This window comes from uncultured Bacteroides sp. (assembly GCF_902491285.1).
GTDB lineage: Bacteria > Bacteroidota > Bacteroidia > Bacteroidales > Bacteroidaceae > Bacteroides.
Map to the genome: position 1 here is coordinate 23074 of NZ_CABUHK010000038.1, position 12932 is coordinate 36005.

Consider the following 12932-nt stretch of genomic DNA (forward strand, 5'->3'; position numbering starts at 1 on the left):
TACTGCTTAAAAAGTTTTTTATTATCCCAACTACGTATTTAACAGAATATCTGTGTCTTTATTATCAGAACAACCTGAAAAATACCATGCACAAAATTTTGTTAACTACTGTATTGTATAGCATATTGACTATACAAACTCTGGCAGACGAACCTTTAAAAGGTTTTGCTTATGCATCAACAACTGCTCCCAATGGAAACGAATGGGAATCCCCTGAACAATTGGCATTGAACAAGGAGCAGCCGCATGCTTATTTCTTTTCTTTCGCCGATCTTGAGAGTGCTCGGAAAGTACTACCGGAAAACAGTAGATACTGGAAATCTCTGAATGGAGATTGGAAATTCCATTGGGCGCCTGAACCGGATATGCGTCCGAAAGAATTTTATCAGCCAGAATTTGATGTCAGTTCCTGGGATTTGATTTCTGTTCCTTCCAATTGGAATATTTATGGAATTCAGAAAGACGGAAGCCAGAAGTACGGAACCCCTGTTTATGTGAACCAATCAGTTATCTTCGTACAGCATGTCGAAATCGGTGATTGGAAAAATGGAGTAATGCGTATTCCGCCAACTCATTGGACTACTTATAAGCATCGCAACGAAGTCGGCTCTTATCGTCGTGAGTTTGATATCCCGCAAGACTGGGAGGAACGTGAGGTTTTCATCAATTTTGATGGTGTAGACTCTTTCTTCTATCTTTGGATTAATGGCCAATATGTAGGTTTCTCCAAAAACTCCCGTAATACAGCTAGTTTTAATATTACTTCCTACTTGCAAAAAGGTAAAAACGTAGTAGCTGCCGAAGTATATCGTAATTCTGACGGTTCATTTTTGGAAGCTCAGGATATGTTCCGTCTTCCGGGAATCTTTCGCACAGTGTCTCTGCATTCAGTTCCAAAGGTTCACATCCGTGATTTGGTCGCTATTCCCGACTTGGATAAGAATTTGTCGGACGGCTCTTTGACGATTAATGCCGAAATTCGGAATCTTGATAAGAAGATAGCTAAAAACTATAAGATTTATTATTCACTGTATGCCAATAAACTATATTCTGACGAGAATACGCTGGTGGGCGATTGGTTGTCAACGGTCGTTCAAGAAGTTGTACCGGGAAAATCAACAAATGTACAAACTATATTTCAAGTGAAAACGCCTCAGAAGTGGTCGGCTGAGTTTCCCTATTGCTATACATTGGTAGCGGAGTTGAAAGACAAAAAGAACCGGACGGTAGAGACGGTTTCAACAGTTGTCGGTTTTCGTAAGGTGGAAATCAGGGATACGCCGGCTTCGGAAGATGAGTTCGGGTTGGCCGGGCGATATTATTATATTAATGGTAAGACTGTGAAGTTGAAAGGCGTAAATCGTCATGAATCCAGTCCGGCTACAGGACACGCCGTTTCGCGGGAGACAATGGAAAAGGAAATTATGCTGATGAAGCGTGCCAATATTAATCATGTGCGCAACTCCCATTATCCGGACGACCCTTATTGGTATCATCTCTGCAATAAATACGGAATTTATCTGGAAGATGAGGCTAATCTGGAGTCACATGAATTCCGTTATGAAGAAGCTTCTCTCTCTCATCCGATAGAATGGGAGAAAGCTCACATTGCACGTGTAATGGAAATGGTGCATAGTAATGTTAATAATCCGTCTGTTGTGATTTGGTCATTAGGCAATGAGGGCGGTCCGGGAAATAACTTCGTCTCTGCTTATCGGGCGTTGAAGAAGTTTGATGCTTCGCGTCCTGTCCAGTATGAACGAAACAATGATATAGTTGATATGGGGTCCAATCAATACCCTTCCGTAGATTGGGTTAGTGGAGCGGCACAGGGGAAGTATGATATTAAATATCCGTTTCATATTTCCGAGTATGCACATTCAATGGGGAATGCCTGCGGTAATCTGGCCGACTATTGGGAAGCGATTGAATCAACTAATTTTCTGTGCGGAGGTGCTATCTGGGATTGGGTAGACCAGTCTTTATATAACTATGACCCGGCAACCGGAACTCGTTATCTGGCTTATGGCGGTGATTTTGGAGATGTGCCTAATGACGGACAATTTGTTATGAATGGAATCATGTTCGGTGATTTGGAGCCTAAACCTCAATATTATGAAGTAAAGAAAGTATATCAGCATATAGGAGTAAAAGCTGTTGATATACAAAAAGGGATATTGGAAGTTTTTAATAAATACTATTTTAAAGATCTTGCAGACTATCTTGTGACTTGGTCGCTTTATGAGAATGGAAACAAAATAAAATCAGCTATCGTAGACTTGGGAAACCTGGCTCCGCGGACGAAAAAACTTATTACCGTTCCATATGGGAGTCAATATTTGTCAGAACAATCAGAGTATTTTTTGAAGATTCAATTCTGCTTGAAAGAAAAGATGCCTTGGGCAGACAAAGATTATGTGGTAGCGGAAGAACAGTTCCGGATAAAAGAGGCCGGTAACCGTCCGGAGATAAGTAAAGTAGCCTCATTCGGGAAGAACCTGGAACTTTCCGGTGTAAAGTCGGGCGATAATATCGTATCTGTCAAGGGAACCGGATTCGAAGTAGCGTTCGACAAATCTACCGGAAGCATCTATAGCTTGAAATATAATGATGGGTTTGTCATAACAGAAGGGGACGGACCTGAATTAAATGCTTTGAGAGCTTTCGTTAACAATGATAATTGGTTCTTCTCTTCCTGGTTCGAAAACGGTCTGCATAATCTGAGACATAAGGTAATCAGTCATTATATACAAGCGCAGGAAAATGGGGCGGTCATATTATCTTTTGCGGTAGAGTCACAGGCTCCTAATGGTGCGTTTATCGGTGGAGGTATGTATTCCGGCAAGAACCGGATTGAGGAGCGTTCCGATAGACCTTTTGAAAGTGAAGATTTTAAGTTTGTTACGAATCAGATATGGACAGTCTATCAAGATGGCTCTATTGAGTTGGAAGCCAGTATAACTTCCAATCAGCCGAATTTAGTTTTGCCGCGTTTGGGTTATGTGATGAAAGTACCCCGTAAATTTGAAAATTTCACATATTATGGTCGTGGTCCTATTGATAATTATTCCGACCGTAAGAGCAGTCAATTTATAGAAATACATAAAAGTAGGGTTGCCGATGAATTCATTAATTTCCCTAAACCGCAGAATATGGGTAACCATGAAGACGTACGTTGGTGTGCATTGACCGATTCTCAACACAAGGGGGCTGTTTTTATCGCTACCGACCGGTTGTCAGTTTCTGCTTTGCCTTATTCGTCTTTGGATATGGTTTTGGCATCTCATCCATATCAATTACCTGCAGCAGGTGATACGTATTTATATCTGGATTGTGCCGTAACAGGATTAGGGGGAAATAGCTGTGGCCCGATTCCTCTGACGAAAGACTGTGTGTATGCCGGACATCATAATATGGGATTCATCATCCGGCCGTCGGGTGCGGATTTATCCGCTATCGCCTGTGTAGCACCTTCCGGGGAGCTTCCCCTGTCTATAACTCGTGACCGTGTCGGAACAGTGGAGATTACATCCGGTCAGAAAGCAACGGCTATTCAGTATACTGTAAATGGAGGCAAGGTTCAAGAATACGAATCACCGGTTCTTTTGCGTGATGGTGGAACTGTTTCAGCTTGGTATAAACATGCTCCTATGATAAAGAGCAATGCGGTATTCACAAAATTAGAGAGTATTCCGGTGAATGTGATATATGCCAGTAGTCAGGAACCGGGTGAAGGCAATGCTTCTCATCTTGTGGATGGTGATCCGAATACTATTTGGCATACGATGTATTCTGTCACAGTTGCCAAGCATCCACATTGGGTAGATTTGGATGTAGGTGAAATTAAGGAAATAAAGGGCTTTACTTATCTGCCACGTCACGATGTGGACAATGGTAATGTGAAGGATTACACGGTTCATGTAAGTTTGGATGGCAAGAATTGGGGTACTCCTATTCGGGAAGGTACATTTGAGAATAATCTCAATGAAAAGAAAGTCTTGTTTGCCCGGCCGGTAAAGGTTCGTTATATCCGTTTTACTGCTTTGAGTGAGCAGCGGGGACAAGACTATGCTTCCGGAGCTGAAATAACAATTTTGGAGAATTGACAACAAGTTATTGTATAACTGATGAATTATTCTAACCTATTATTATATAACCTTGCCTTTTGAGGCATTTTGAAAAAAAGTGAAATATGAAAAGTACATTTAAACTTTTGACGGTTACCACTGCATTGTGTGCAGTGCTGACTACCACCGGCTTTGCACAGAGTTTTGTACATGAAACGTCTGACGGCTATGTATGGCCTACGGAACCCGCTGTCTTACAGAATCTTGATAAATGGCAGGACCAGAAATTCGGAGTCATTTTCCATTGGGGGATATATTCGGAGCCTGGTATCATGGAGTCCTGGACACTTAGTTCGGAAGATCGTGAATGGATTTCGCGTCCTGATAATATGTCCTATGATGAATACAAAAGGTGGTATTGGGGATTGAAAGATTCGTTTAATCCTACTCAGTTTGCTCCGGAACGTTGGGCGGAGATTATGGAAGATGCAGGAATGAAGTATGTTGTGTTTACAACGAAGCATCATGACGGTTTTTGTATGTACGACAGCAAAGAGACTGATTTTACTATTGCTAAAGGAGCCTTTAAGAATAATCCTCTGAAAGACGTTACTCGTCATGTCTGGGATGCTTTCCGAAAGAAAGATTTTATGATTGGGGCTTATTTTTCTAAACCGGACTGGCACTGTGAGGATTATTGGTGTCCTTATTGGGCAACCCCAGATCGGAATGTGAATTATGATATCAAGAAATATCCGGAGCGTTGGAAGAGATTCTGTGATTATACTGCACGTCAGATTAATGAGTTAATGACGAACTATGGTCATGTAGATATTTTATGGTTGGACGGCGGTTGGGTGTGTGCTCCGGACCAGGATATCAATATGGATGAAATAGCAGATAATGCGCGTCGTGCACAACCGCATTTGTTGGTTGTAGATAGAACTATACCGGGACGGAATGAAAATTATCGTACTCCGGAGCAATCTCTTTTGGAAAAACAAACATTATCTCCTTGGGAAACTTGCATGACTTTGACAAACCACTGGAGTCATGTCGAGGGTTCTCCATGTAAATCTGCCAGCACAATTATTGCTACATTGGTGGAAACTGTGGCAAAGGGAGGAAACTTCCTTTTAGGAGTCGGTCCAACTGCTAAAGGTACAATTGACGATGAAGTGGTTGCTTGCCTTCATCAAATAGGAGCGTGGTTGCGTCCGAATGGTAAGGCTATTTACGGTACACGTCCGACACCTGTTTTTCATGACGGAAATGTTTGGTTTACTGCCGCCAAGGATGGTAAGAACCGTTATGCTATTTATCTGCTACCGGAAAATGGGCAGTTGCCTGAAACGATAGAGTGGACAGGAAATCTGCCAAAAGGTAAAATGATTCTTTTACAGAATGGGCAAAGGATGAAATATAGTATTGAGGGTGAGCGAGTAAAAGTAACTTTACCAAAGGGAATCAAGCAAGAATCACTGGCTATTGCTTTTACGCCTGCGAAATGATGTAGCTGGGAGAGCAAAAGGCAGAAGCGTGAATAAATCGGCGGAGAAGATCGTTTTTCTCCGTCGTTTTTTTATAACTGACAGGACGAATGTACAATTATTTTTTAGGAATTTGCATGGATTTATCTAAAGTATCTTTTTAGACTTTCCGTCAGTCTGCGGATGGCGGTTGTCATGTGTGTGTTGACAGTTCTTTCAGATATATCCAGTGCTTCGCTGATCTGCTTATAGCTCATATGTTCTTCTTTAGCCATACAATAAACGATTCTGGTTTTCTCAGGCAATTGCCGGATAGCTTGCTGCATACTTTCTTCCATATCTTTTTTAAGCAGTTTCTCTTCCGGAGTAAGTTCGTTTCCCGCTATCTCTATTGTAAATTGGTCGATAGAACTTAGATTATCCTGGCGATTCTTTTCCAGGAATGTGATAGCGTGGTTTTTAACCGTTATGAATAAATAAGAATCCCAGTCTTTCACTTCTTTCAGGTTCTCGCGTTTATTCCACAGAGTAAGAAAAACATCAGATAGTACATCTTCGGCTGAAGAAGTCGACTGAACGAAATACAATGCAATGGAATAACACTTTTTAAAATATCGCTTATACATCTTTTCAAAACAGGAAGAGTTTCCTTCACTGATTTGTTGTAATAGATAAGTTATGTCATCTTTCTCTTGAGACATGGCTAACTAATTGGTTATAAAATGATTAAAATGATTTGTTGATATGTAGAAGCGTCTATTAACAAAATTTATCTGCAAAAATAACTTTTTATTTTATTAAAGCTACGTATTTTTAATTTTATTTCTGTCTTTATATATAGAAGCGCTTAATAATACTCAATAAGATGATGAAAGAGAATAGTAATATATGGGACTTGCTTGCTAAGAGGACTGATCATTCCTTGAGCAAAGATGAGGAAAATGCATTAGAACGGCTGTTGAAGGAAGATGCCTCGTTGCATCGTGCTTCCCGGTTAGTGGATGAATCACAGGTGAAAATGGATACTCATTTGCTTGAGGAAACAATGAGTCGGACTTGGGATAAAGTTGAAGCCGGCATGAAAACAGAAAAGAGACATCGTCCGATGTTCATTATCCGTCGTTATGCTGTTGCAGCTTGTATTGCTACTTTATTTGTCTTAGGAGAACTTCTGGGTTATCAGGTATGGAGCAGGCCGGATATGTTGATTGTAATGAATCAGGGAAAAGAAGCCTTGCTCTTTACACTTCCGGACAATTCAAAAGTTTGGTTAGGTGGAGGTTCAAGATTGAAGTATCCGGATAAATTGTCTGCTCGCGATCGGGAAGTATATTTGGAAGGTGAAGCATTTTTTGATGTAAAGAAAGATGGTGGAAGAACTTTTCAGGTAATTACTGATGTAGTGGAAGTAAAGGTACTGGGTACCCGTTTTGATGTGAAGGTATCGAAGTCGGAAAAGATGGCGGAAGTTGTATTGGAGTCCGGTTCCGTTCAATTGAACGAACGCCACGACACAAATAAGGGGGTGATTTTGCGTCCGGGGGAGATGGGACGTGTTAGACAACAGGCCGACATTGAAGTTCATCACGTTGATTTGCAACTTTATACAACCTGGAAAGATAAATATATGAATATAGAATCTCAAAAAATGGAAAATGTGATGTTTATGTTAAGTAAACGCTATCATACAGAGATTCGTATTGAGGGTGAAGATTTGAAAGAGGAAATATTCTCGGGACGTTTTGATATTGAACAAAGCCTGGATGATATTTTTGAAACAATCAATCAAATGACCCCCATTCATTATCAGCAACAACCGGATGGAACTTATTTAGTGACTCCGCAATAAGAAAATAGGCAGCCTAATAGATAATAACTTGAAAAACAATTGCTAACCCTAAAAGAAAGAATGATGAACACTACCTGAAAAAAATGAAGAAAAGGATTGAAAAATTCCCGTTCTCCAATCCTTTAGATTAAAATTAATCTCTAACCTATTATTAATTTTAAATTGCAAATTTATGAAAAATATTTCAATCCCAAAGGGAATGAAGGGCTTTATTTTGCCTTCTTCTTTTTCGGGGAAGATGAGATTTTGCGTCTGGCAAATGTTGTTTTTACTACTTCTTATACCTGTTCAAATTAAGGCGCAACAATCTGAATTACTGACGATAAATGTGAAAAATGTAACGCTGAAGCAGTTTGTGGAGGTTGTACAAAATCAAAGTGCATATTCTTTTCTTTACAAAGATAACCAGGTAAAAGTGAATCGGCCCATTACGGTTTCTGCCAATAAGCAACCGATTAATGCTATCTTGGAGCAGGCTTTTAAAGGAAAAGGGGTTTCTTGGAAAGTGCAAGGAAAGCAAATTCTGTTATTTCCGGCAAAAGAAGAACAGTCAGCAGTTACAAAGAAATCGCATACGATAAAAGGTAATGTTACCACTACTACAGGTGAAGCTATTCCGGGGGCTAGTGTAAAGCTGTTGAATGCTACTACCGGTGTGATTACTGATCTCGATGGATTTTATATGATTACGGTTCCTGGTGGTCAGACAGAATTGGAATATCGCTTTATGGGCTATGAACCCAAAGTAGTAAAGGTTGGAAATCAGACAACAATCAATATCTCTTTGGAAGAATCAACTTCAGCTTTGGAGGAAGTCGTTGTAGTTGGTTATGGTGCTCAGAAGAAAGTAACCATGACAGGGTCGGTGGCTTCAGTAAATATGGGAAGTTTGAAAACTCCGGTAGCCAATTTGAGTAACGCTTTACAAGGAAAAGTTGCTGGTATAATTTCTGTGCAGTCTAGTGGAGAACCGGGTTATGATAATTCTACGTTCACTATTCGTGGTATCAGTACATTTACAGGAAACACTTCACCGTTAGTGATTGTGGACGGTGTGCAGCGCGATGATGTGAACTCTACTTACGGTGGTGCTTACAACAATATTGATCCGGAAGATATTGTAAGTATCTCATTGTTGAAAGATGCTTCTGCTACTGCTGTATATGGTGCTAAGGGTGCTAATGGTGTAATGATTATTACCACGAAACGCGGTACGGTAGGTAAGCCTAAAATATCAATTAAGGCGGAGACTGGCTTTACGAATTTTACGAAAGTGCCTAATATGTTGGATGGGGTAGGTTATATGCAGCTATACAACGAGGCTCGTCGTAATTCGGGACAGAGTGAGGTTTATAGTCGCGGAGATATCTTGAAGACGCAAACCGGCTTGGACCCTTATCTCTATCCGAACGTGGACTGGATTGGTGCTGCTTATAAAGACATGACTTCAGTTTCCAATGTCAATTTGAATATCAGTGGAGGTAGTGACTTGGTGCGTTATTATCTGTCTGCTTCTTTCTATAATCAAGGTGGGCAATATAATGTAAAGAAAGAGAATGGATTCAATCCGAATCTGGATTACAAGCGTTATGATTTTCGTAGTAACATTGACGTAAATATTACTAAGTCTACGCTTTTGCAGATGAATCTGGCTGCTATGATGGTTGATTCACGTTATCCGGGTGTTTCCGCCTCTAGAATCTGGTACGAAGCTTATGCTGCTTCTCCCGTAGCTTTCCCGATACGTTATCCGGATGGACGTTGGGCAGGACCGCCGGCAAATGCTGGTGTCAATCCGATGGACTTGCTCCAGAACTCTGGATATTCGGATACGTTCCGTCCTGCTTTGCAGTCGGTGTTTACATTGAACCAGAAACTGGACTTCATCACAAAGGGACTTTCTGCTTATGTCCGTTTTTCGTTCGACAGTTATAGCGAATTTAATAATAAGCGTACCGGTAGCGTAGACTTGTGGTATACTAACCAGCGTGATGCCAATGGGGAATTGGTATTCAACAAACCCATTAGGGAAGGATCGAATGAATTATGGTATGACCACAGTGATACGGGTGAGCGCGTGATGTATACGGAAGCTAATATTGCCTATGACCGTACCTTTGGTGCTCATAGTGTGAGCGGTATGTTACTTTATAATATGCGTAACCGTATGGTGGCTACGGCCGGCTCTGCAATAGGTGCCATTCCGTATCGTAATCAGGCTATTGCCGGTCGTTTGAGTTATGGCTGGAAAGACCGTTACCTTGCCGAAGTCAACGCTTCCTATACAGGTTCGGAAAACTTCGCTCCCAATCACCGCTTCGGCTTCTTCCCTGCCGCGTCTTTGGGATGGGTTATCTCTAACGAACCGTTCTTTAGGGGAGCTGCCAAGTATATCGACTTATTAAAACTACGTGCATCTTATGGTATTGTAGGTAACGATAATATTGGTGGAACAGGTGACCGTTTTGCATATTTCACTCAATATGGGGGTGGAAATAGTTATGGTTTCGGACCGAATGGTAATAATGTAGGCGGTATCAGGGAAACCTTGTTGGCTTCGGAAAGCCTGACTTGGGAGAAATCCTATAAAACCAATATTGGTATCGAAATGATGTTGGGAGGAAAGTTCAATCTGACACTGGATTATTATAAGGAACGTCGTAAGGACATTTTGATTCAGCGTTCTTCTCTGCCTGCTATGTCCGGTTTCGGAAGTGCTGCTATTTATGCTAACATGGGTGAAATGGACAATCAGGGTATTGATGCTAATATTGAATATCAGACAAGCATTGCTCAGAAAGTAGGTCTTCGTATTTTCGGTAACGCTACTTATAGCAAAAACAAAATCGTATTCAAGGATGAGCCGCAAATGAAATATGCTTATCAAAAAGGCGAGGGTACCAGTTATGGTGAATTTTATGGATATGTAGCTGAAGGTTATTTTCAGAGTTATGAGGAGATAGAGAAAAGTCCGAAGCAGTTGCGTGAATTGGCACCGGGTGACATCAAGTATAGAGATCTCAATGGTGACGGTGTCATTGATCCGAATGACCAATGTTATTTAGGAAAATCACATTTCCCGTCATGGTCATATGGATTTGGGGTTAATGTCAATTATCATAATTTTGATCTTTCTCTCTTTTTCCAAGGAGTGGCTGATGTCTCTTTAATGGCCAATGGTTCTTATATTGATACTGGTGGAGGTAGCTGGGGAGCCAACGGTGTAGGTATTGTACCTTTCGCCGGTATGGGAGCGAACCCGACAAATATCATTTCCAAGGCACTGGACCGTTGGACAGAAGACAATCCCCGTGATGACGCCTGGTATCCGCGTATGACTATGGGAGCCAGCACTTCGGATAACAATTATGTCAATAGCACTCATTGGCTGAAAAACGGAAATTACTTACGTTTGAAACAAGCTTCTTTAGGTTATACGCTTGAGAATAAGACATTGACAGCTAAAGGCATTGATTATCTTTATTTTTATTTATCAGGTCAAAACCTGTTGACTTTCTCTAAATTCAAGTTGTGGGATCCGGAATTGGGATCGAACGGTGCTAAATATCCACTGTCACGTATGGTGACAATTGGAATGAGAGTTGCATTTTAACTAATAAAACGATAAGAACAATGAAAAATATAATTAACCGGTTATTAACCATTGGGTTGTTTTCCGTTGCTGCATTAGGCATGCTTGCTTCGTGTGATTATCTGGACCAGCAACCGGAGAACTTGAAAACAACGGATAAAATCTGGCAGACACGCTCTGATGTAGAAGCATATTTATATAATGTATACGGGTACATAGAGCGTAATACGGATGATCCGACGACTTTAGGATTCTCGGACGAAACGTCTTGTGTACTTTCCGGTGCGTTCGTTCGTAAAATGGTGGAAGGAAACTATGGTCCCGGTGACAATGCTCAGGATCGTTGGGGGCACTATTATCAAGGAATCCAGAAAGCGCTGACATTTGAAGCTAATATTGACCGTGTTCCGGATAATATTGTAAGTGCGGATCTGAAAAATCAGTATAAGGCAGAATCCCGTTTTCTCCGTGGATGGTTCTATTGGAATTTGCTTCGCTTGTACGGACCTTTTGTAATCTGTGAAAAACCGGCGGAATTGGATGAGAACTTCAATATGTATGCACGTACTCCTTTTGACCAATGTGTGGAATATATTTGTGGCTTGATGGAGTCAACATATGGTGTTCTTCCAACGGTTTGGTCTTCTAATGCCAACCTGGGGCGTCCGACTGAAGGAGCTGCCAAAGCAGTTATTTCACAAGTACGTCTTCTGGCTGCCAGTGAATTATGGAATGGCAGTGAAACTGAAGCGCCCCGTTATAAGGATTTTAAAGATAAGGACGGACAGTTATTAGCTCCACAAACTTACGATCCGCACAAATGGGAACTTGCAGCCGATGCGGCAAAAGATGTGATGGATTTGGGAATTTATCATCTTTATCGCAATACGGAAAGCGGTGACAGGAACTTTGACCCCTATTTGTCTTGTCGTGAACTATTCATGAGCGGCACGCATGCAGAAGTAATTTTCGCTACCCACATGGCTGGTGATAATTGGTTGTATGGTCATGATATACGTTGTACACCGGGGCCAAAAGGCTTCTGTATGTCAAATGCCACTCAGAATATTGTGGATGCATTTTTGACTGCCGACGGATATGATATCAATGATGATGATTCTTACACGGAGGTCGGATTTGTTCAAAATGACGATTCACGCCATTTCGGTTCTATTCGCAATGAGATAGAGCGTGGGTATCGCAAAGGAGAGCATAATATGTATGTCAATCGTGAGCCTCGTTTTTATGCTTTTGTACATTATAACGCTCGTCCGGTATTATCGGCTATTTCTGCGGATGACTACAACCATTTTTCTTCTGCGGCCAATCAAGATGGATTTGGAAGGGCAGAATATTATCTTTCCGGTCAATCAGGAGCGACAGGCGGTCGGGTAGACTTTACCGGATACAATGTAGCGAAAAGAGTCAGCACCACTTCGAGCATCAGAAATGACCAGACCTCTTATCGTCCGTATATTCACATTCGTTATGCAGAAATTCTATTGAATTATATTGAAGCGTTGAATGAATACAATCCGGGGCATTCGGACATTCTCTCCTATTTTCAGGAAATCAGAAGCCGTGCCGGTATTACTAATCCGTTGACACGACTTTATCCAGAGGCAGTTGGCAATAAAGCGGAAATGAGAAAATGGATTCTTCGTGAACGCCAGATTGAGTTGGCTTTTGAGGGAGACCGTTTCTGGACTCTTCAGCGTCGTTTGCTGTTTGAGAAGGAAGAGAATCGTAAGATTTATAGCATGAACGTACAAGCAAATGATGGCGGGCAGGGATTCCAGTTCGAAGGTTTCTACGAGCGAAAATTATTCCAGACGCGTTACTGGGATAATAAAATGTATTTGTATCCTATTTTGCAATCTGAAATAGACCGGAATCGTGCGTTGGTGCAGAATCCGGGATGGGGACAGTAATTT

The 12932-nt window shown here is 41.3% G+C and carries 6 protein-coding genes; 5 read left to right on the forward strand and 1 reads right to left on the reverse strand.

What is annotated here, in order from left to right:
* Window positions 1-86 precede the first annotated feature (86 nt).
* Window positions 87-4106, forward strand: coding sequence for a glycoside hydrolase family 2 TIM barrel-domain containing protein (locus tag RDN93_RS11485; protein WP_308745664.1), 4020 nt, complete (start codon window positions 87-89; stop codon window positions 4104-4106).
* 86 nt (window positions 4107-4192) lie between these two features.
* Entirely contained in the window at window positions 4193-5578 is a 1386-nt protein-coding gene (locus RDN93_RS11490) for an alpha-L-fucosidase (RefSeq protein WP_308745665.1), read from the forward strand.
* A 122-nt stretch (window positions 5579-5700) separates the two neighbouring features.
* On the opposite strand, the gene RDN93_RS11495 is transcribed toward RDN93_RS11490, so the two are convergent.
* Window positions 5701-6258, reverse strand: coding sequence for an RNA polymerase sigma-70 factor (locus tag RDN93_RS11495; protein WP_308745666.1), 558 nt, complete (start codon window positions 6256-6258; stop codon window positions 5701-5703).
* Window positions 6259-6422: 164 nt separating this feature from the next.
* On the opposite strand from RDN93_RS11495, the gene RDN93_RS11500 reads away from it, so the two are divergent.
* The 3 genes from RDN93_RS11500 to RDN93_RS11510 all read left to right on the forward strand — a co-directional run bounded on the left by RDN93_RS11500 (window position 6423) and on the right by RDN93_RS11510 (window position 12929).
* Window positions 6423-7406, forward strand: coding sequence for a FecR family protein (locus tag RDN93_RS11500; protein ID WP_308745667.1), 984 nt, complete (start codon window positions 6423-6425; stop codon window positions 7404-7406).
* A 328-nt stretch (window positions 7407-7734) separates the two neighbouring features.
* Complete coding sequence (locus tag RDN93_RS11505) at window positions 7735-11019, forward strand: TonB-dependent receptor (protein WP_308745668.1); 3285 nt, start codon at window positions 7735-7737, stop codon at window positions 11017-11019.
* A gap of 20 nt (window positions 11020-11039) precedes the next feature.
* Window positions 11040-12929, forward strand: coding sequence for a RagB/SusD family nutrient uptake outer membrane protein (locus RDN93_RS11510; protein WP_308745669.1), 1890 nt, complete (start codon window positions 11040-11042; stop codon window positions 12927-12929).
* Window positions 12930-12932: the final 3 nt, after the last annotated feature.

What these genes read in the sequence shown, in the direction of transcription:
- RDN93_RS11485 (WP_308745664.1), top strand. Translation starts at nt 87, where the DNA reads ATGCACAAAATTTTGTTAACTACTGTATTGTATAGCATATTGACTATA.
- RDN93_RS11490 (WP_308745665.1), top strand. Translation starts at nt 4,193, where the DNA reads ATGAAAAGTACATTTAAACTTTTGACGGTTACCACTGCATTGTGTGCA.
- RDN93_RS11495 (WP_308745666.1), bottom strand. Translation starts at nt 6,258, where the DNA reads ATGTCTCAAGAGAAAGATGACATAACTTATCTATTACAACAAATCAGT.
- RDN93_RS11500 (WP_308745667.1), top strand. Translation starts at nt 6,423, where the DNA reads ATGATGAAAGAGAATAGTAATATATGGGACTTGCTTGCTAAGAGGACT.
- RDN93_RS11510 (WP_308745669.1), top strand. Translation starts at nt 11,040, where the DNA reads ATGAAAAATATAATTAACCGGTTATTAACCATTGGGTTGTTTTCCGTT.